Genomic DNA, 20,816 nt, shown 5'->3' on the forward strand with positions numbered 1-20,816 from the left:
GCTGCCGTGGGACCGTCCGATGATGCAGATACTGAGCGGTCCGGTCTTTGATGTTGGTGGTCAGCATAGGTCCGGTAGATCACGCTGCGTCGACAAAAAGGAAAAATCGGCCCGTCATTACGACCCACCTTGATCATCGAGACGGGCACGTGCCGCCGCAATCGATTGGTGCAGTTTCGCCTCCAGCATCTCGCGTGGCGGGAGCACCGTGAGGTACTCGGCCACGTGGATCCCGCTTTTGCCAAGTTCAAGCAATTCGATCTGCTCTTGCTTTTTTCCCGCACACAAGATGATGCCGATCGGCGGCGCTTCATCCGGTTCCTGCTCGTGCTTCGCGAGCCAGCGCAAGTACAACTCCATCTGACTCTTGTACTCGGCCTTGAAGGAACCGAGCTTCAGTTCGATCGCGACAAGGCGTTTGAGCTTGCGGTTGTAGAACAGCAGATCAAGATAGAAGTCGTCGTCGTCGATCGGCAGCCGCTTCTGGCGCGCGACGAATGTAAAGCCGGCGCCGAGCTCCAAGAGAAACTGTTCCATCTCGCGCAGAATTGCATCTTCGAGATCGCGCTCGAGGTAGTGATCGTTGAGGCCAAGAAAGTCGAGGATGTACGGATCTTTCAGCACGAGATCGGGTGTCATCTGCTGCGCGTCACGCAGGTGCGCCATTTCGCGCCGGATCACTTCGTCGGGTTGGCGCGAGAGAGCGCTGCGCTCGAACAACATCGACTGCATTCGCTCCTGCAACTGCCGCGACGACCAGCGCTCCAGGCGACAGAGTTCAATGTAGAAGTCGCGCTTGAGCGGGTCTTCTACGTACATCAACATCTTCAGATGGGTCCAGCTCAATTCTCTCCGCAGTGCGGAGAGAATTGACTCGTCCGAAAACACCTCGGCCGCGCGGAGGCAGTGGCGCAATTGCTGCTCGCTCCAACCCCGGCCGTATTCGACTCTCAGTTGCCGGGCGAGCGCGGGGAGGATCTGTTGTCCGTAGCCCGCGCGCTCACCGCGCAGCACATCATCCCGAATGCGACAACCAACCTGCCAATACAGTAGGGTCAGCTCGGCGTTGACGGCCGCCGCCGCTCGGGCGCGAGCCGAATCAATCATGCGGCGGATGTCGGTCAATAGGGATGCGGGGACGAGTTCGGTCATCGTGTCAGGAATGGAGGAATCGGCGGGCCGGCGCGCGCCAGCAGTGGCCACGTTACCGGAATCTCGGCACCGGCGGAACCCTGCTGGTCGCTCCCCCAATTCTCTCCGCACCGCGGAGAGAATTCAGCCACCGGCCCGCCGAGGCCCTCGCCCGTCACCGCGCTAAATGTGGGCGCTCGCAATTGAGCTTCGGCACCGCCACAGACCAAGCCGCCCCTCCAGTCGCCCCCGCACGGATCGGAAAAACCTCCAAGCCCTCGGCGCCCGCGCCGAGCATACAGAAGCACCCCGAGCGTAAAGCTTTGGCACGATGTCCCAAAATGAAGGGGAACATAGCCCTTACTATGTTCCCCTTCACCCTGCCGGATCCGGCTCGAAATGGATCACTCGGGCGGAGCACATCGCGGCGCTCTTTCACTACACAACGGCGCACGGCCTAGCTCGCCTCCTGAAGTTTCTACGTAGAAACTGTGAAACTTCCGCGCCCACACGCGCACCGACCATCGGTCGCGCCAGCTTGCAAACTCATTCCCCTATCAATGCGCATCAGCGCTCGGTGTGATTCGCGACCGCAGTCAAACAACGCTCATGCCCCAGTCCGATTCGGATTCGCCACGCCACTCGACGAACACTAAAAAACACTAAAAATCGCAGCGCGAACTGGCGCTCGGTAAACATCGGCGCCTCACCCGTCCGAGAGCCCTTGCCAGTCGGCGCTTCGACGGATTCCACCGCCCCCCCGCGAAAACCCCAACCATCACAAATCCTTTAACTTTCCGTGAGGACTTAGACACCGGCCGCTGCCTACTCTGTGCGCATGTTTTCAGGACCCTGCTTCAAGGAGCCCGTCATGCCCACCCGCAGACATCTGCTGTTCGCCGGCGCCGCCGGCCTCGCTACGCTCGCGGCGCTGTCGTCGGCTGGCCGCCGTGCGCTCGTCGGCCGCGCGTTCGCCGCGCCGCCCGCCACCCCGTTCGAGATCACCCGCAGCGACGCCGAATGGCGCCGCCGCCTCACGCCCGCCCAATACACGGTGCTGCGCAATGCCGGCACCGAGCCGCCGTACAGCAGCCCGCTGAACGCCGAGCACCGCCACGGCACGTTCGCGTGCGCCGGCTGCGACCTCGCGCTGTTCTCGTCCGACACCAAATTCGACAGCCACACCGGCTGGCCGAGCTTCTGGAAGCCGCTCGACCACGCGGTCGCGACCGAGACGGATCCGTCATACGGGATGGCGCGCACCGAAGTGCACTGCCGCCGCTGCGGCGGCCACCTCGGCCACGTGTTCGACGACGGCCCGCCGCCCACCGGCCTGCGCTACTGCATGAACGGGCTCGCGCTCGCCTTCCACCCGGCCGCCGCCTGACGGGCCGCCGCCTTCTGAACGACCGGAGACTGCCCCATGCTGCTCATCGTCCTTGCCTATCTCGGCGGCGTCCTCACGATCCTCAGCCCGTGCATCCTGCCCGTGCTGCCGTTCGTGTTCGCGCGCGCCGACCAGCCGTTCGTCCGTACCGGCCTGCCGCTGCTGATCGGCATGGCGCTCACGTTCGCCGTCGTCGCGACGCTCGCCGCCGTCGGCGGCGGCTGGGTCGCGCAGGCCAACCAGGCCGGCCGCTGGCTCGCCATCGTGCTGCTCGCGGTGTTCGGCCTGACGCTGCTGCTGCCCCGTTTCGCCGAACACCTGACGCGCCCGCTCGTCGCGGCCGGCAACCGGCTCACCGGCTTCGCGCAGCGCGACGGCCGCCCGGCGGGCCCGCTGTCGTCGCTGCTGCTCGGCGTCGCGACCGGCCTGCTGTGGGCGCCGTGCGCGGGCCCGATCCTCGGGCTCGTGCTGACCGGTGCCGCGCTGCGCGGTGCGAGCGTCGGCACGACGGTGCTGCTGGTCGCGTATGCGGCCGGCGCGGCGACGTCGCTCGGGGTCGCGCTCGTGATCGGCGGCAAGGTGTTCGCCGCGATGAAGCGCTCGCTCGGCGCCGGCGAATGGATCCGGCGCGGGATCGGCGTGGCGCTGCTGGCTGGCGTCGGCGCGATCGCGCTCGGCCTCGATACCGGTGCGCTCGCGCAACTGTCGACGGTCACGACGGGCAGCCTCGAGACGAAGCTCGTCGACCGGCTCGGCGGGCGCTCGAATGGTGCGCCGGCCGCCATGTCGTCGACGAGCAACACCGGCAGCAGCGACAACACCAACGGCGGCACGGCGAGCGGCGCGATGATGGCCGCGGCGACCGATGGCGCACCGGCGGCCGGCGGCGCGATGATGCGCGCGGCCGGCACGACGCCCGCGATGCAGGCAGCAGCCGCGCTGCCCGTCGAAGGCACGCTGCCGTCGCTCGACGGCGCCGTGCAGTGGCTGAATTCGCCGCCGCTGACCGCGGCCGGCCTGCGCGGCAAGGTCGTGCTCGTCGATTTCTGGACCTATTCGTGCATCAACTGCCTGCGCACGCTGCCGTACACGACCGCGTGGGCGCACAAGTACGCGCCGTACGGGCTCGTCGTGATCGGTGTGCACGCCCCGGAGTTCGCGTTCGAGCGCGACATCGGCAACGTGAAGAAGGCCGTGCATGACCTCGGCATCGACTACCCGGTCGCGATCGACAACGGCTATGCGATCTGGCGCGCGTTCGGCAACGAATACTGGCCCGCGCACTACTTCGTCGACGCGCAGGGGCGGATCCGCCATCACCACTTCGGCGAAGGCGAATACGCGCAGTCGGAACGCGCGATCCAGTCGCTGCTCGCCGAAGCCGGCCACCCGGAAGCGCTGAGCGTGCCGATCGGGCTCACCGGCGCGCCCGCGAAAGGCGCGCTCGCGGCGGCCGACAGCGCGGACGTCCGTTCGCCCGAAACCTATGTCGGCTATGCGCGTGCGGAAGACTTCACGTCGCCGGGCGGCGTCGTGCGCGACGCGGCACACCGCTACGACGCGCCCGCTCGTCCCGACCTGAACGACTGGGGCCTCGCCGGCACGTGGCAGGTCGGCGCCGAGCGCGCAACGCTCGCCGCGCCGGCCGGCCGGATCGTCTACCGCTTCCATGCGCGCGACCTGCACCTCGTGCTCGGCCCGGGTGCAAACGGCAAGCCGGTGCGCTTTCGCGTGACGCTCGACGGCGCGGCGCCCGGCGCGGCCCATGGCGCCGACGTGGACGCGCAGGGCTACGGCACCGTCACCGGCCAACGCCTGTATCAGTTGGTGCGGCAGCCGGGCACGATCGCCGACCGCACGTTCTCGATCGAGTTTCTCGATCCGGGCGTCGATGCGTATGCGTTCACGTTTGGTTGAGTGCCGCGGTCCGGACACCTTATTTCGTCCCTCGTTTTCGAAGGAGCAATTCATGATCCCGACATCCACTCGCCGTTCCGCACCGAAGCGGGCGGCCATGCTGCGCCGCATCGGCGCGATCGCCCTCGCGGCGGCCGCCGTGTTCGGCTACCAGCGTGTCGTCAGTTCCGCGGAGCCGATGCGCACGGTGCCCGCGCCGACGCTCGACGAAACCCCGGGCACATCCCACGAGGAAACCGCCGTGATCGCCGGCGGCTGCTTCTGGGGCGTGCAGGGCGTGTTCGAGCACGTGAAGGGCGTGAAGCAGGTCACGGCCGGCTATGCGGGCGGCGCATCCGAAACCGCCCACTACGCGCTCGTCGGCAGCGGGCTGACCGGGCATGCGGAATCGGTGCGCATCGTCTTCGACCCGACGCAGGTCACGTACGGCCGGCTGCTGCAGGTGTTCTTCTCGGTCGCGCACGATCCGACCGAGCTGAACCGTCAGGGCCCCGACGAAGGTTCGCAATACCGGTCCGCGATCTTCCCGACCACCGCGCAGCAGCGGGCCGTCGCGACCGCGTACATCGCGCAGCTCGGCACCGCGCACACGTTCCCGTCGCCCGTCGTCACGCGCGTCGAGCCGTACAAGGGCTTCTATCCGGCCGAGGCGTATCACCAGAACTACCTCGAACTGCATCCCGACGCGCCGTACATCGCATACAACGACATGCCGAAGGTTGCCGGGCTGAAGCAGCGCTTCCCGGCGCTGTATCGTCCCGACGCGGTGCTGTGGCGCGACGCCCATCTGTGACAGGCAACCGGCGGCGCGGCGGCCGGCCCGGCCGCAGCATGACGCGGCCGGCCCCGCGCCGCCGGCCGCGTTTGAGCTGCATCAACGAAACGCATGCCGCGCCGACGGGGCAAACCCCGATCAGGTCAGCTCGACGGGCCAACTTCGCGTAGACTTCTCCAGATCAGTCCCCGCCGCATCATGCGGCGCCCGGAACTCACCAGCTTGCCAGGAGGCGTCACGCATGCGCGCAGTGCCTTTGTCTGACAGCAGTACCCTCGAACAACCGTCCACCGGCGCAGTCGTGCGCGACCTGCGCCGCGTGCCCATCCATCCCGACCACTGGTATCCGCTCGCGTGGTCGCGCGAGCTCAAGCGCGGCAAGACGCTCGGCGTGCGCTTCGCCGGCGATCCGATCGTGCTCGTGCGCACCGAATCCGGCGCCGTGTATGCGCTCGAAGATCGTTGCGCGCACCGCCAGGTGCCGCTGCATGCGGGCGTCGTGTCCGGCGAAACGCTGCGCTGCTGCTACCACGGCTGGACCTATGCGTGCGACAGCGGCCGCTGCGTCGACGTGCCTTACCTCGGCCGCGACCGTTTGCCCAACGGCGTGCGCGCGTATCCGTGCCGCGAGGCGCACGGGTTGATCTTCGTGTTCCCCGGCGACGCGACGCTCGCCGACGAACGCCCGTTCCCCGCGCTCGAATCGGCGGACGACCGTGCATTCAAGACGCGCCGCTTCGGCCGCGAGGTCAAGTGCCACTACTCGTTCATGCACGAGAACCTGATGGACATGAACCATCAGTTCCTGCATCGCAAGCAGATGGGACAGATGCGCGCGCGCAGCGTCGGCCGCCGGCGCGGCGACGACTGGGTCGAGGTCGACTACACGTTCGCGCGGATGGAAGGCAAGCAGCCGGTCGGCGAGGCGCTCGTGTTCGGCGCCAGCAAGAAGCCGGCCGACCAGTCCGACAAGAGCGTGATGACGGTGCGCACCCTCTACCCGTACCAGACGCTGCAGATCCGCTCGAGCGAGGGCACGCTCGTGATGGACCTGTGGATCGTCTACGTGCCGCTCGACGCAGAGCAGCGCACCAACCGCACGTTCGGCGTGCTGTCGATCCACAAGCCGGGCATCCCGTTCGCGCTCGATCTCGCGTGGCCGCTGCTCGTCTGGTTCACCGAGCGGATCTTCCGCGAGGATCGCTGGATCGTCGAGCGCGAGCAGGAAGCGCACGACCGGCAGGGCGCCGACTGGAACCACGAGGTATTCCCGGTCATCAACGAACTGCGCGACCTGCTGCGCCAGTGCGGCGCACGCACCGTGATCCCGATCCGCGAAGCGAACGCCGGCGACGCGCGCTGACCGCCGCGGCGAGCGCGCGCGCCTTCGTCCGGCTCGCGCGCTTCGCCCGCTTTGCCCGCTTCGCCCTCGCTCAGCCGGCGCGCTCGACCGGATGCGGCTCGCGCAGCCGGTTCGCGATGCGGGCGGCCTCGTAGTAGCCGGCGGCAGGCGGGCGCTCCAGGTAGCGGCCCGCGCCGCGCACCGCACGCAGCTCGCCGTCGGCCCATGCGAGCGCACCGCGCGTGAGCGTGTGCGTCGCGACGCCCTGCACGGTCATCCCTTCGAACACGTTGAAGTCGACCTGCTGGTGATGCGTCTTCACCGAGATCGTCTTCGTCGCGGCCGGATCCCACACGACGAGGTCGGCATCGGCGCCCACCTGCACAGCCCCCTTGCGCGGATACAGGTTGAAGATCTGCGCGGCGTTCGTCGACGTGATCCGCACGAACTCGTTCGGCGTGATGCGACCATGATTCACGCCGTGATGCCACAGCACCGACATGCGGTCCTCGACGCCGCCGCAGCCGTTCGGAATCTTCGTGAAGTCCTCGCGGCCCATCGCCTTCTGCGACGCGCAGAACACGCAGTGGTCGGTCGCCGTCGTATGCAGCTGGCCGGCCTGCAGCCCGCGCCACAGCGCCTCGCGATGCTCGGCCGAGCGAAACGGCGGGCTCATCACGTGCGCGGCGGCACGCGTCCAGTCCGGGTCGCGATAAACGGCCTCGTCGATCACCAGGTGGCCCGGCAGCACTTCACCGAACACGCGCAGCCCTTCGCTACGCGCGCGCGTGATCGCATCGACCGCGTCCTTCGACGACACGTGCACGATATACACGGGCACGCCGAGCACCTGCGCGATGCGGATCGCGCGGTTCGCGGCCTCGCCCTCGACCTCGGGCGGACGCGACAGCGGATGCGCCTCCGGCCCGGTCATCCCACGCGCGAGCAGCGCCTGCTGCAACCGGAACACGAGTTCGCCGTTCTCCGCGTGCACGGTCGGCAACGCGCCGAGTTCGAGCGACCGCGAGAAGCTGTTCACGAGCACCTCGTCGTCGGCCATGATCGCGTTCTTGTACGCCATGAAGTGCTTGAAGCTCGACACGCCGTGCTCGCGCACGAGCGTGCCCATGTCGCGGTGCACCGATTCGTCCCACCACGTGACGGCCACGTGAAAACCGTAGTCGGCCGCCGCCTTCTCGGCCCAGCCGCGCCATTCGCGGAATGCGTCCATCAGCGGCTGCTTCGGGCTCGGGATCACGAAGTCGATGATGCTCGTCGTGCCGCCCGACAGCCCGGCGGCCGTCCCCGAATAGAAATCGTCGCTCGCCGTCGTGCCCATGAACGGCAGTTCCATGTGCGTATGCGGATCGATGCCGCCCGGCATCACGTACTGGTCGTGTGCGTCGACCACCGTCGCGCCGGCCGGCGCGTCGATCGTCTCGGCGATCTGCAGGATCGTGCCGCCGTCCTGCGGGTCGGCACACAGTACGTCCGCGCGATAGGTGCGGTCCGCATCGACCACGGTGCCGCCGCGAATCAGGATTGCCATGTCGTTGCCTCCTCGTTGATTGTCGGGTGCCGCATGCCTACGCGCATCACGCACTCGCGATCTGCGCGCGCTGGGCGGCGCGCCACTTCATCCAGGTGCCGTACACGCCGGACGCCAGCACGAGGCCGACGAACCACGCGTACGTGTAGAGCGTGTTGAAGAAGGCCGGCACGTTCGGGAACGACGCCGGGAATGCGGTATGCAGGAAGCCGGGCAGGTTCGGCAGCACGCCGATCGCGAGCGCGGCCAGCGCGGCCGGGTTCCAGCCGCGCGCATAGCTGAAGTCGCCGCGCTCGTCGAACAGCGCGTGCGTATCGAGCCGCGTGCCGCGAATCAGGAAGTAGTCGACCATCAGGATGCCCGCGACCGGGCCCAGCAGCGCCGAATAGCCGACGAGCCAGGTGAAGATATAGCCGTCGGTTGTCGCGAGGATCTTCCACGGCATCATCACGATCGCGATCGTCGCGGTGATCATCCCGCCGGTGCGATACGAGATCGCCTTCGGCCACAGGCTCGAGAAATCGTAAGCGGGGCCGACGAGGTTCGCCGCGAGGTTGCAGCACATCGTGTCGAGCGTGAGGATCACGAGCGCGATGCCGACGCCGATGCCGGTCATCCGGCTCGTCAGGTCGATCGGATCCCAGATCGCGTTGCCGTAGATCACGACGGTCGCCGACGTCACGACGACCGACACCACCGACAGCAGCGCCATCGGCAGCGGCAGCCCGATCGACTGACCGATCATCTGGTCGCGCTGCGAATGCGCGAAGCGCGTGAAGTCGGGAATGTTCAGCGCGAGCGTCGCCCAGAAGCCGACCATCGCGGTCAGGCCCGGCCAGAACGTCGCCCAGAAGAGTCCGGCCTTCTTGCCGCCCGCGACGAACTGCGACGGCGCCGACAGCATCGAGCCGAAGCCGCCCGCCTGCGACGTCGCCCACCACACAAGCGCGACGCACATCACGACCTTGATCGGCGCCGACCAGCTCTCGAGCCAGCGGATCGAATCGGTGCCGTGCAGGATGAAGTACAACTGCAGCGCCCAGAACACCAGGAAGCACGCGAGCTGCCCGAACGAGATGCCGACCACCGGCAGCGCCGCGCCGTGCAGCGCGTTGCCGGTCAGGATGTTCAGCAGCGTGTAGATTGCGCTGCCGCCGAGCCAGGTCTGGATGCCGTACCAGCCGCATGCGACGATCGCGCGCAATAGCGCCGGCAGCTTCGCGCCCTGCGTGCCGAACGACGCGCGCACGAGCACCGCGTACGGAATCCCGTGCTTCGCGCCCGCATGGCCGACCAGCAGCATCGGCACGAGCACGATCAGGTTGCCGAGCAACACGGTCAGCACTGCCTGCCACGGCGACATGCCTTCCTGGATCAGCCCGGCCGCGAGCATGTACGACGCGATGTTCATCACCATCCCGACCCACAGCGCCGCGAAGTGGTACCACCGCCATGTGCGCTGCGCGGCCGTCGTCGGCGCGAGGTCGTCGTTGTACAGGCTGCCGGCCGGCGCCGCGGCGCTGTCGGCATCGGCGGGAATCGCTGCTGGTTTCATCGAAAGCGCTCCACGTAAACGTCGGCGCCGGCATCGCGCGATGCCGGCGAAACAGGACACAAGCGGCGGCGCGGCCCCTACCGCGCCGCCGGCCGCCGGTCAGGCCGCCTTCGCGTGCTTCGCGGGTTCCACCGGGCCGGCACCCGCGTCGGCACGCGCCGGATTGTTCGGATGCGTGGTCCAGTTCGCATAGTCGCCCGCGTCGACCCGCTCCATCGTGATGCATTGCTCGACCGGACATACATGCATGCAAAGATTGCACCCGACGCACTCCGCGTCCACCACTTCGAAATGCCGCACGCTGTCCTTCTCGGCGGTGATCGCCTGGTGCGACGTGTCCTCGCACGCGATATGGCACAGCCCGCACTGGATGCAGCGGTCCTGGTCGATGCGCGCCTTGATGTCGTATTTCAGGTTCAGGTATTTCCAGTCGGTGACGTTCGGCACCGCGCGGCCGCGGATGTCGTCGAGCGTCGCATACCCCTTCTCGTCCATCCAGTTCGACAGCCCGTCGGCGAGATCCGTCACGATCCGGAAGCCGTAGTGCATCGCGGCGGTGCACACCTGCACGCTGCCGGCGCCGAGCACCATGAACTCGGCCGCGTCGCGCCACGACGAAATCCCGCCGATGCCGGAAATCGGCAGGTTCGGCGTTTCCGGGTCGCGCGCGATCTCCGCGACCATGTTCAGCGCGATCGGCTTGACCGCGGGGCCGCAATAGCCGCCGTGCGTGCCCTTGCCGTCGACGGTCGGCATCGGCGCCATCTGGTCGAGGTCCACCGCGACGATCGAATTGATCGTGTTGATCAGCGACACGCCGTCCGCGCCGCCCTTGTAGGCGGCGCGCGAGCCCATCCGGATGTCGCTGATGTTCGGCGTGAGCTTCACGAGGCACGGCAGCTTCGTGCCTTCCTTGACCCAGCGCGTGACCATCTCGACGTATTCCGGCACCTGGCCGACAGCCGCGCCCATCCCGCGCTCGCTCATCCCGTGCGGACAGCCGAAGTTCAGCTCGACCGCGTCGGCGCCCGTGTCCTCGACGAGCGGCAGGATCCATTTCCAGTCGCGCTCGTTGCACGGCACCATCAGCGACACGATCAGCGCGCGGTCGGGCCAGTCGCGCTTCACCTGCGCGATCTCTCTCAGGTTCACGTCGAGCGGGCGGTCGGTGATCAGCTCGATGTTGTTCAGCCCGGCGATCCGCTGGCCGTTCCACTGCACCGCGCCGTAGCGCGAGCTGACGTTGACGACGTGCGGATCGAGCCCGAGCGTCTTCCAGACGACGCCGCCCCAGCCCGCCTCGAACGCGCGGTTGACGTTGTAGGCCTTGTCGGTCGGCGGCGCGGAGGCAAGCCAGAAGGGATTCGGCGAAGTGATGCCTGCGATGGTGCAGCGAAGGTCGGCCATGTTCGGCTCCGTGAAAATGGGGCGTTTATCGTGATCCGCGCGGCATGCGCGATGCCGCTGCGTGGGCCGCGCTCAAGCGGCCTTGGCGTCGCGCTGCGCGAGCGCCGCGTCGATCGCGGCCGCGGCGCGCTTGCCGTCCTGCACGGCCTGCACCGTGAGGTCGATACCGCCCGTCGCCGCGCAATCGCCGCCGGCCCACACGTCGGGCAACGCGGTGCGTCCGTCCGCATCGACCGCGATGCGCGTACCGTCCGCCGTCAGCAATGCGGGCGCGATACTGTCCGGCACCAGTGTCTGGCCAATTGCCTTCAGCACCATGTCCGCGTCGACGGTGAAGCGTTCGCCCGACGCGGCCTCGAACTCGACGCCCGTCACGTGCCCGTCCGCGCCCGCGATGCGCACCGGCTTCGCGTGCGTGACGAGCGTGACGCCGCTCTTTTGCGCGAACTCGCGTTCGGCCCACGTCGCGCTCATTGCATCCACGCCGCGCCGGTACACCATCGTCACGCGCTCGGCGCCGAGCTTGCGGCTCTGCACGGACGCGTCGATCGCCGTGTTGCCCCCGCCGATCACGACTACACGCCGCCCGACCGGCACGTTCTCCAGCCCGTCGGCCTGTCGCACCTGCTCGATGAAGTCGACCGCGTTCATCACGCCGGTCAACTGCTCGCCGTCGATCGCGAGTGTGCGCACGCCGCCCAGCCCCATCGCGAGAAACACCGCGTCATGCTGCTCGCGCAATGCGTCGAGCGTCACGTCGCGGCCGAGCGCGACGCCCGTCTCCAGCGCGATACCGCCGACCGACAGCAGCCACTCCACTTCGCGCTGCGCGAAATCGTCGACAGTCTTGTACGCGGCGATGCCGTATTCGTTCAAGCCGCCCGCCTTCGGCCGCGCGTCGAACAGCGTGACGCGATGCCCGGCAAGCGCGAGCCGGTGCGCGCAGGCGAGCCCGGCCGGCCCCGCGCCGACCACCGCGACATGCCGCCCCGTATCGGGCGCACGCGTGAAGCGCACCGCGCCGGTCGCCATCGCCCAGTCGGTCGCGTGCCGCTGCAGCGCGCCGATCGCGACCGGCTGCGCGTCCTGGTGATTGCGCACACACGCGCCTTCGCACAGGATCTCGGTCGGACACACGCGTGCACACATCCCGCCGAGCGGATTGGCAGACAGGATGTCGGTCGCCGCGCCCTTCAGGTTGCCGTTGCCGATCTTGCGGATGAAGCTCGGGATATCGATCTGCGTCGGGCAAGCCTGCACGCACGGCGCGTCGTAGCAGTAGTGGCAGCGGCTGGCGGCCGCCGCGGCGGCGGTCGGATCGAGCAGCGGCGCGATATCGGCGAATTCGCACGAGAGTTGCGTGGACGTCAGGCGATGCGCGGCGATATCGCCGGATGGCTTGGTGGTCATACGCGTTCCTTCGACTGAGTGGAGACGAAGCCGTCCCCGCCGGCTGCGAGCGCACAGTCGGGTCGGCTATGTTTTGGAGTGCTACGGTCAGGCGATGGGCAGCCTGCCGGCCGCGCTAGATTCGATCCGTCATGAAGCCGGCTCGCACGCACGCGAGAGCATCGCGTGCAGCAGCACGTTCGCGCCTGCCTCGATCCACGCCGGCGTCGCGTCCTCGATCTCGTTGTGGCTGATGCCGTCGACACAGGGCACGAACACCATCGACGTCGGCGCGACCTGCGCCAGATAGCACGCGTCGTGCCCCGCACCCGACACGATGTCGCGATGCGAGTAGCCGAAGCGGTCGGCCGCGTCGCGCACGGCCGCCACGCAGGCCGGATCGAACGCGACGGGCTTGTAGTAGAAAATCTGCTCGAGCGCGGTCTCGAGCCCGATCTCGCCCGCGATGCGCGCGACGCCGTCGCGCAGCGCAGCGTCCATCTTCGCGAGCACGGCGTCGTCCGGATGACGGAAATCGACGGTGAAGAACACGCGGCCCGGAATCACGTTGCGCGAGTTCGGATGAACCTGCATCATCCCGACCGTCGCGCAACCGAACGGCGCGTGATCGAGGCCGATCCGGTTCACGAGATCGACGACGCGCGACGCGCCGAGCAGCGCGTCGCGGCGGCGCGGCATCGGCGTCGGCCCCGCATGCGCTTCCTGGCCGGTGAACGTGATCTCGTACCAGCGCTGCCCCTGCGCGTCGGTCACCACGCCGATCGTCTTGCACTCCGCTTCGAGAATCGGTCCCTGCTCGATATGCAGCTCGAACGCCGCATGCAGCTTGCGGCCGCCGCACGGCACGTCGCCCGCATAGCCGATGCGCGCCAGCTCCTCGCCGATCGTCTTGCCGTCGACGTCCTTGCGCGACAGTCCGTATTCGAGCGAAAACACGCCCGCGAACACGCCCGACGCGACCATCGCCGGTGCGAAGCGCGAGCCTTCCTCGTTGGTCCAGATCACGACCTCGATCGGATGCTCGGTCTCGATGCCGTGATCGTTCAGACTACGAATCACCTCGAGGCCGCCCAGCACGCCGTAGATGCCATCGAAGCGGCCGCCCGTCGGCTGCGAATCCGCGTGCGAGCCGGTGACGACCGGCGCCGCGTCGGCCACGCGCCCCGCGCGACGCATGAATACGTTGCCCATCGTATCGACCGTCACCGTGCAGCCGGCCGCCTTGGCCCAGCCGACGATCAGGTCGCGGCCGGCCTTGTCGAGATCGGTCAGCGCGAGGCGGCAGACGCCGCCCTTCGGCGTCGCGCCGATCTTCGCCACCTCCATCAGGCTGTCCCACAACCGTCTGCCGTCGATCTTGATCGACGTGTCGAATGCTGCCCGCTTCACTGTTTCCGATACCGTGTCCATTCGTATCGCTCCTGTGGGGTCGGTCATGTCGTGATCCGGTCGGTGCCGGTGCACGCATTGCTGCTGTCGGGGCAAACCCGCACCTGCGAGGTGCAGGTGCGCATCGTTCGTGCGATTCGTCCGATCGATGCGCTGGGCGCTGGCACTGCGTTTCGCCGCTCGTCGAATCCTGTCCGATTGGACAGGTTTTAGACCATCAAAATGTCGAGCGCAACGTCTTTCTTGCGTGATCTGTTCCAGCGAGAACCGTGCCATCGCATCGCAGCATCGCGCCCGCACGAATGCATCGCGTAGGTGCGTTCGAAGCGGACCTGCGACTAGAATGAAGCCCAACGCGGCACCCATGCCGCGCGAGGGCAACGATGAGACATGACGAAGCGGCCGCCGCAGCCGGCGGCCACGACGAAACGGGCACGCCTTTGCGGCGACGCAAGGCGCACATCCGCGAGTCCAACGAAGCGCATCTGCTGGCCTGCGCGGAAGCCGTGTTCGCGGAGCGCGGGCTCAACGGCGCGAGCACCGCGATGATCGCCGAGCGTGCCGGGCTGCCGAAGGCGAACCTGCATTACTACTTCCCGACGAAGCTGGCGTTGTACCGCCGTGTGCTCGACGACCTGTTCGAAGACTGGCACCGCGCGGCCGGCTCGTTCGAGGCCGGAGACGATCCCGTCGAGGCGATCGGCAGCTACGTGCGCGCGAAGATGGATCTGTCGCGACGGCGCCCGCTCGGCTCGAAAGTGTGGGCCAACGAGATCATTCACGGCGCCGAGCACATGCAGGACATCCTGTCGGAACGTGTGAAGCCGTGGTTCGACACGCGCGTGAACGTGATCGAAGGCTGGATCGCGCGCGGGCTGCTTGCACCGATCGATGCGCACGCATTGATGTACCTGATCTGGGCGACCACGCAGCACTATGCGGATTTCGATGCGCAGATCCGCGCGCTGAGCGGCAAGCGTGCGTTCACGCAGAAGGCCTTCGCCGAGAAGACCGAGCATGTCGTGCAGCTCGTGATCCGCGCATGCGGTGCGGTGTCGCCGGGAGCGAGCGCGTAGCGCGATCGCATCCCAGAAAACAAAACGGGCGACGGGCACGATGCCCGCCGCCCGCGTCGCGAGACGGCGTACATGCCGTCCCGTGCGTGATGCGTGAACGCGTTCGCGTTACGCGACGCGCTCGATCGCGATCGCCGTCGCCTCGCCGCCGCCGATGCACAGCGATGCGATGCCGCGCTTCAGGCCATACGATTCGAGCGCGGCCAGCAGCGTCACCATCACGCGTGCACCCGATGCGCCGATCGGATGGCCGAGCGCACACGCGCCGCCGTGCACGTTGACCTTGTCGTGCGACAGGTCGAGATCGCGCATCGCGGCCATCACGACCACCGCGAAGGCTTCGTTGATCTCGAACAGGTCGACGTCGCGCAGGTTCCAGCCGGTTTTTTCGGACAGCTTGCGAATCGCGCCGATCGGTGCCGTCGCGAACAGGCCCGGCTTGTTCGCGTAGGTCGAATGCCCGACGATCACGGCCTTCGGCGTGAGGCCGAGCCGCTCCGCTTCCGAGCGGCGCATCATCACGAGCGCGGCCGCGCCGTCGGAAATCGATGACGAATTGGCCGCCGTCACCGTGCCGCCTTCGCGGAACGCCGGCTTGAGCGTCGGAATCTTGTCGAGCTTCGCCTTGCCCGGTTGCTCGTCGATCGAGATCACCGCTTCGGTCTTGCCGGCCTTCACGGTCACCGGCGCGACCTCCGACGTGAAGCGCCCTTCCGCGATCGCACGTTGCGCACGCGTCAGCGACGCGATCGCGAATGCATCCTGCGCCTCGCGCGTGAACTGGTAGGCCTGCGCGCAATCCTCCGCGAACGTGCCCATCAGCCGGCCCTTGTCGTATGCGTCCTCGAGCCCGTCGAGGAACATGTGGTCGAGCACCTGGCCGTGACCCATGCGCATCCCCGCGCGCGCCTTCGGCAGCAGGTACGGCGCGTTCGTCATACTCTCCATCCCGCCCGCGACCGCCACGTCCGCCGACCCGGCCAGCAGCAGGTCGTGCGCGAACATCGCGGCCTTCATCCCGGAGCCGCACATCTTGTTGACCGTGGTCGCGCCCGCGGCCAGCGGCAAGCCGGCCTTCAGCGCGGCCTGCCGCGCGGGCGCCTGACCCTGGCCGGCCGGCAACACGCAGCCGAACACGATTTCATCGATGCGCTCGGCCGGCACGCGGGCGCGCTCGAGCGCCGCGCGAATCGCCGCCGCGCCGAGCTCGCTCGCACTGGCCCCGGCGAGGTCGCCTTGAAAACCACCCATCGGCGTGCGTGCCGCACCGACGATTACGATCGGATCCTGTGTCGTCATGATCGAATTTCTCCAGTTCCAGTTCCAGTTTCAGTTTCAGCGCGGCGCCATGCGCAACGCGCCATCGAGACGGATGACTTCGCCGTTCAGCATCGTGTTCTCGACGATGTGGCGCACCAGCGCCGCGAATTCGTCGGGGCGGCCGAGCCGCGGCGGGAACGGCACGCTCTTGCCGAGCGCGTCCTGCACGTCCTGCGGCATGCCGGCCATCATCGGCGTCTCGAAGATGCCCGGCGCGATCGTCACCACGCGAATGCCGAACCGCGCGAGTTCGCGCGCGATCGGCAGCGTCATGCCTACCACGCCGCTCTTCGATGCCGCATACGCGGCCTGCCCGATCTGTCCGTCGAACGCCGCGACCGACGCGGTGTTGACGATCACGCCGCGCTCGCCTTGCGCGTCGGCGTCCTGCTTCGACATTACTTCGGCCGCCAGCCGGATCATGTTGAACGTGCCGACCAGGTTGATCGACACCGCGCGCGCGAAGCGCTCGAGCGAATGCGGACCGTCGCGGCCGACGACTTTCTCACCCGGCGCGACGCCCGCGCAGTTCACGAGCGCATCGATGCGGCCGAACGCGTCGCGCGCGGCGGCGACGGCAGCTTGCCCGTCGGCCTCGCTCGTCACGTCGGTCTTCACGAAGCATGCGGCCGCACCGAGTTCGTGCGCGAGGCTCGTGCCGGCATCCTCATTGACGTCCAGCAAAACCGCCTTGCCGCCTGCGGCCACCACCATGCGCGCCACCGCGGCGCCGAGGCCCGAACCGGCGCCCGTAATCAGAAAAACGCGATCCTCGATATTCATTCGCACTCCGTATTCAGTCTTCAGGATTGAGCGGTCTTCTCGGCTTCCATCTTGCGCAGAACGAAGCGCTGGATCTTGCCGCTCGGGGTTTTCGGCAGCGCGTCGACGAAGTCGATCGCGCGGGGATACGCGTGAGCCGACAGCCGCCGCTTCACGTGCTGGCTCAGTTCGTCGGCCAGCGCCGGCGTGCCTTCAAAGCCTTTCGACAGCACGACGAACGCCTTGACGATCTCCGTGCGCTCCGGGTCCGGCACGCCGATCACCGCGGCCTCGCTGACGGCCGGATGCTCGATCAGCGCGCTTTCCACGTCGAACGGGCCGATCCGGTAGCCGGACGACGTGATCACGTCGTCCGCGCGGCCGATGAAGCTCACGGTGCCGTCCGGCTCGAGCTCGACGTTGTCGCCGGTGCGGTAGTAGCCGCCCGCGATCGCCGGCGTATCCTGCTGCCAGTAGCCGGTGAACCACAGCAGCGGCGAGCGTGCGATGTCGATCGCGAGGTTGCCGGGCTCGCCCGGGCCGAGCTCGCGACCGGCTTCGTCGAGTACCGCGACGCGATAGCCGGGCATCGCGAGACCGGCCGAACCGACATGGACGACGTGCGTGAGCCCGTGATGGTTGTTCACGACCATCCCGAGTTCGGTCTGGCCGTAGTGGTCGTGGATCGGTGCGCCGAGCGCAGCATGGAACCAGCGCACGACTTCCGGATTCAGCGGTTCGCCCGCGCTGCTGACGACCCGCAGCTGCCCTTTCAACCGTGCCGCCACTTCGGTGCCCGCTGCCATCAGCATCCGGTACGCGGTCGGCGAACCGGCGAGGCTCGTGATGCCGAGCCGTTCGATCACGTCGCAGGTGCTGTCGACGGTAAAGCTGCCTTCGTACAGCGTCGTCGCATGGCCAAGCAGCAGCGGGCCCGTGATCGCGTAGTAGAGCCCGTATGCCCAACCGGGATCGGCGATGTTCCAGAAGCGGTCGCTGTCGCGCAGGTCCACCGCGTCGCGCATGTAGGCGCCGAACGCGAGCAGTGCGCGCAGCGGCACCGGCACGCCTTTCGGCAAACCCGTCGTGCCCGACGTCGACATCATCATGAACAGGTCGGTGCCTTTGCGCGGCACCGGTTCGAATGTGCCCGGCTGCGCGTCGAGCGCCGTACGGAAATCGATGTCGCGGGCCGGCAGCGTGTCGCCCGGCTCGCGCACCGTCGCCACCGGCGGGCAATCCGCGATCTCGTCGAGCTTCGCGCGATTCGCGATGTTGGTGACGATCAGCCGTGCATCGCTCATGCGCAGCCGGTGCTCGATTGCCTTCGGTCCGAACGCGGTGAAAAGCGGCTGGTAGACGGCGCCCGCGCGCCACGTGCCGAGAATCGTCGCGACGAGTTCGGGCGTGCGCGGCAACAGGCCGGCCACCACGTCGCCCGGCTTCACGCCCTGCTCGACCAGCAGGTTCGCGACGCGCGCCGACAGCGCCTGCATCTGCGCGAACGTGAAGCTGCGATGCCGGCCGCCAGCGTCGATCCAGTCGAGGGCGATCACGTTCGGGTCCGCCGCCGCATGCCGGTCGCAGCATTCGACGCAGGCGTTCAGGCCCTGCTCCAGGTCGCCGTGCAGAGATGCGGCGGCGGTCTCGATACGGAATCCGGCCACGGCGTCGGCGTAGGCCGGCACCTCCCGGGCAGTTGCTCCATCACGCATGCGTGTCTCCTGTTCGTTATGACCGCCCGGCGAACCGAGGGTATATCGATGATGGTAGACAGCAGTCACATTGCAATCAATGACAAACAGAATCTAGAATCGTGATCGCTTTTGCCATGTCTGGAGGGTATGAAAACATGGGGCAGCAAATGATCTCGCCCGATTTCGTCGAGGATGCACTCGAGAGCCTGCGCCGGCAACGGATTCCGGCCGGGCCGGTACTGCACGCGGCCGGCCTGCCGGCCGCCGTGCGCGGGCCCGTCACACCGCAGCAGTATGGCCGGCTGTGGCTGGCGATCGCCAGCGCGATCGACGACGAATTCTTCGGGCTCGCGGCCCGGCCGATGCGGCGTGGCAGTTTCATGCTGCTGTGCCATGCCGTGCTGGACGCGGGCACGCTCGAGAAGGCGCTGCGGCGTGCGCTGCAGTTCTTGCGCGTGGTGCTGGACGAGCCGCACGGCGAGCTCGTGGTCGCCGACGGACAGGCGCAGATCGTGCTCAAGCAGGCCGGCGCGCCCTATTCCGCGTTCGCTTACCGGACGTTCTGGCTGATCCTGCTCGGGGTCGCCTGCTGGCTGACCGGCCGGCGCATTCCACTGCAGCGCATCGATTTCGCGTGCCCGTGCCCCGATCACCGCAGCGATTACCATCAGTTCTTCGGGGTACCGGTCCATTTCGACCGGCCCGACAGCCGGCTCGCCTTCAACGCCGCGTATCTCGCGCTGCCGACGATCCGCTCCGCACAGGCACTGAAGACCTTCCTGCGCGGCGCGCCCGGCAATCTGCTGGTCCGCTACCGGCACGACACCGGCTGGGTGGCAAAAACGCGCGCGCACCTGAAGGCACTGCCGGCCGCCGAGTGGCCGGACTTCGACACGCTGGCCGTGCGCCTCGGCACGACGCCCGCGACGCTGCGGCGACGCCTGCGCAGCGAGGGACAGAGCTTCGCGTCGATCAAGGACGAGCTGCGCGGCGCACTGGCCCAGTCGCTGCTGCGCGCACACCGGCTCAGCGTCGCGGAAATCGCGGCCGAACTCGGCTTCACCGAACCGAGCGCGTTTCATCGCGCGTTCCGGAAATGGACGGGCACGAGCCCGGGCGCATTTCGGCGCGACGTCAATGCGGGGCAATCGGAGCATTGATACGCTGCCGATCCGCAACCTCCCGTGGATCGGTGTCTGCTGGCTGATGATGGTTCGGCGTCAGACGCTGTCGAAAGCGGAGTAGTCTCTGTCGAATAGCCGTGATGGCGGAATGCGAAGGCCACCGCGGCCGCCCGGCGAGCATGCGTGAAATCCTGACCCTTCGACCTGATGCGAGGCCCGATATGGATGCAGTTCGTGCAGTCATCGAACCGTATGAAGCCGCACTTCGAGCGGCGATGCTCACCAACGACGTCGACGCGCTCGACACGTTGCTGGATGACGATCTGACCTTCACCGTCCCGACCGGGCAGGTCATTGCCAAGCACGACGATCTGTCCGCGCATCGTGCGAAGCTGCTGCGCCTCGACGCACTCGATATCCAGGAGATGGGGACGAAGATGATCGGCGAGATGATTCTCACCACGACGAAGGCGATGCTTGCCGGTCGTTTCGACGGCGCCGCATTCAACGGCATGTTCGCCTATACGCGCCTGTGGCGCCGGTTGGGGAGCGACTGGCGTGTGGTTGCAGGACATGCATCGCAGATCGGTTGAGCTACGACATGCCGGCAATCGCCGAACTGCGGGATCCAAAGGTGAATCGATGCTGCGACTGTCACGCACCGACATGCTCGGCGCGCTGGGACCGGCGCCACTGACGGGGAGAAGAGATGCGCCATCGACGACTGCGCCCCTCGCTGCCATCGCGTTTCCGCCGCGCCAATGCAAAAACCCCCGCCTTGTCGGGCGGGGGTTTTTGGCTTAGGGAGCCTGACGATTACCTACTTTCACACGGGAATCCGCACTATCATCGGCGTAGAGTCGTTTCACGGTCCTGTTCGGGATGGGAAGGGGTGGGACCGACTCGCTATGGTCATCAGGCAAAGAGGGTTGTCACGTTGCTTCGCAACGCGACCAATCTGGGAAGAAGCAGTAA

At 67.5% G+C, this 20,816-nt stretch carries 16 protein-coding genes and 1 rRNA gene; 7 read left to right on the plus strand and 10 right to left on the minus strand.

The features are described 5' to 3' along the window. Window positions 1-117 precede the first annotated feature (117 nt). Window positions 118-1,152, minus strand: a complete 1,035-nt coding sequence (locus ACP26O_RS31120) for a PDDEXK nuclease domain-containing protein (RefSeq protein WP_175664773.1) — start codon at window positions 1,150-1,152, stop codon at window positions 118-120. Between the two features lie 850 nt (window positions 1,153-2,002). Between ACP26O_RS31120 and msrB the strand changes: the two genes are divergently transcribed. The 4 genes from msrB (at window position 2,003) to ACP26O_RS31140 (ending at window position 6,573) form a co-directional block, all read left to right on the plus strand. Further along, entirely contained in the window at window positions 2,003-2,518 is a 516-nt protein-coding gene (gene msrB / locus ACP26O_RS31125) for a peptide-methionine (R)-S-oxide reductase MsrB (protein WP_175664509.1), read from the plus strand. 36 nt (window positions 2,519-2,554) lie between these two features. Next, on the plus strand, window positions 2,555-4,435 hold the full coding sequence (locus ACP26O_RS31130) for a cytochrome c biogenesis protein DipZ (protein WP_175664508.1): 1,881 nt from the start codon (window positions 2,555-2,557) through the stop codon (window positions 4,433-4,435). A 52-nt stretch (window positions 4,436-4,487) separates the two neighbouring features. Beyond that, window positions 4,488-5,228 (plus strand): peptide-methionine (S)-S-oxide reductase MsrA, encoded by a 741-nt coding sequence (gene msrA / locus ACP26O_RS31135; RefSeq protein ID WP_175664507.1) that lies wholly within the window; start codon window positions 4,488-4,490, stop codon window positions 5,226-5,228. Between the two features lie 223 nt (window positions 5,229-5,451). Beyond that, the gene (locus ACP26O_RS31140; protein ID WP_006753678.1) at window positions 5,452-6,573 is read left to right on the plus strand and encodes an aromatic ring-hydroxylating oxygenase subunit alpha; all 1,122 of its coding nucleotides are present in this window, start codon (window positions 5,452-5,454) and stop codon (window positions 6,571-6,573) included. Window positions 6,574-6,643: 70 nt separating this feature from the next. Here ACP26O_RS31140 and hydA read toward each other — a convergent pair whose 3' ends face one another. The 5 genes from hydA to ACP26O_RS31165 all read right to left on the minus strand — a co-directional run bounded on the left by hydA (window position 6,644) and on the right by ACP26O_RS31165 (window position 13,883). Then, window positions 6,644-8,101, minus strand: a complete 1,458-nt coding sequence (gene hydA / locus ACP26O_RS31145; RefSeq protein ID WP_011660849.1) for a dihydropyrimidinase — start codon at window positions 8,099-8,101, stop codon at window positions 6,644-6,646. Between the two features lie 46 nt (window positions 8,102-8,147). Further along, complete coding sequence (locus tag ACP26O_RS31150; RefSeq protein ID WP_105830975.1) at window positions 8,148-9,656, minus strand: NCS1 family nucleobase:cation symporter-1; 1,509 nt, start codon at window positions 9,654-9,656, stop codon at window positions 8,148-8,150. A 99-nt stretch (window positions 9,657-9,755) separates the two neighbouring features. Next, a complete protein-coding gene (gene preA, locus ACP26O_RS31155; RefSeq protein ID WP_175664506.1) occupies window positions 9,756-11,063 on the minus strand; it encodes an NAD-dependent dihydropyrimidine dehydrogenase subunit PreA in 1,308 nt (435 codons plus the stop codon). Window positions 11,064-11,135: 72 nt separating this feature from the next. Beyond that, window positions 11,136-12,473 (minus strand): NAD(P)-dependent oxidoreductase, encoded by a 1,338-nt coding sequence (locus ACP26O_RS31160; protein ID WP_175664505.1) that lies wholly within the window; start codon window positions 12,471-12,473, stop codon window positions 11,136-11,138. A 129-nt stretch (window positions 12,474-12,602) separates the two neighbouring features. After that, a complete protein-coding gene (locus tag ACP26O_RS31165; protein WP_126224003.1) occupies window positions 12,603-13,883 on the minus strand; it encodes a Zn-dependent hydrolase in 1,281 nt (426 codons plus the stop codon). Window positions 13,884-14,245: 362 nt separating this feature from the next. Between ACP26O_RS31165 and ACP26O_RS31170 the strand changes: the two genes are divergently transcribed. Beyond that, on the plus strand, window positions 14,246-14,938 hold the full coding sequence (locus tag ACP26O_RS31170; RefSeq protein ID WP_165754181.1) for a TetR/AcrR family transcriptional regulator: 693 nt from the start codon (window positions 14,246-14,248) through the stop codon (window positions 14,936-14,938). 108 nt (window positions 14,939-15,046) lie between these two features. On the opposite strand, the gene ACP26O_RS31175 is transcribed toward ACP26O_RS31170, so the two are convergent. The 3 genes from ACP26O_RS31175 to ACP26O_RS31185 are packed head-to-tail and all read right to left on the minus strand — an operon-like array spanning window position 15,047 to window position 18,735. Then, complete coding sequence (locus ACP26O_RS31175; RefSeq protein ID WP_175664504.1) at window positions 15,047-16,237, minus strand: acetyl-CoA C-acetyltransferase; 1,191 nt, start codon at window positions 16,235-16,237, stop codon at window positions 15,047-15,049. A 36-nt stretch (window positions 16,238-16,273) separates the two neighbouring features. Continuing rightward, on the minus strand, window positions 16,274-17,041 hold the full coding sequence (locus ACP26O_RS31180; RefSeq protein ID WP_175664503.1) for a 3-hydroxyacyl-CoA dehydrogenase: 768 nt from the start codon (window positions 17,039-17,041) through the stop codon (window positions 16,274-16,276). Window positions 17,042-17,061: 20 nt separating this feature from the next. Then, window positions 17,062-18,735 (minus strand): acyl-CoA synthetase, encoded by a 1,674-nt coding sequence (locus ACP26O_RS31185; protein ID WP_175664502.1) that lies wholly within the window; start codon window positions 18,733-18,735, stop codon window positions 17,062-17,064. A gap of 137 nt (window positions 18,736-18,872) precedes the next feature. Between ACP26O_RS31185 and ACP26O_RS31190 the strand changes: the two genes are divergently transcribed. Together ACP26O_RS31190 and ACP26O_RS31195 are read left to right on the plus strand one after the other, a co-directional pair. Beyond that, complete coding sequence (locus tag ACP26O_RS31190; RefSeq protein WP_175664501.1) at window positions 18,873-19,877, plus strand: AraC family transcriptional regulator; 1,005 nt, start codon at window positions 18,873-18,875, stop codon at window positions 19,875-19,877. A gap of 185 nt (window positions 19,878-20,062) precedes the next feature. After that, entirely contained in the window at window positions 20,063-20,434 is a 372-nt protein-coding gene (locus ACP26O_RS31195) for a nuclear transport factor 2 family protein (RefSeq protein ID WP_175664772.1), read from the plus strand. A gap of 214 nt (window positions 20,435-20,648) precedes the next feature. Here the strand turns inward: ACP26O_RS31195 and rrf are convergent. After that, window positions 20,649-20,761, minus strand: a 5S ribosomal RNA gene (rrf, locus tag ACP26O_RS31200). Window positions 20,762-20,816: the final 55 nt, after the last annotated feature.

This window comes from Burkholderia sp. R-40 (assembly GCF_049942845.1).
In the GTDB taxonomy this organism is placed as follows: Bacteria; Pseudomonadota; Gammaproteobacteria; order Burkholderiales; family Burkholderiaceae; genus Burkholderia; species Burkholderia ambifaria.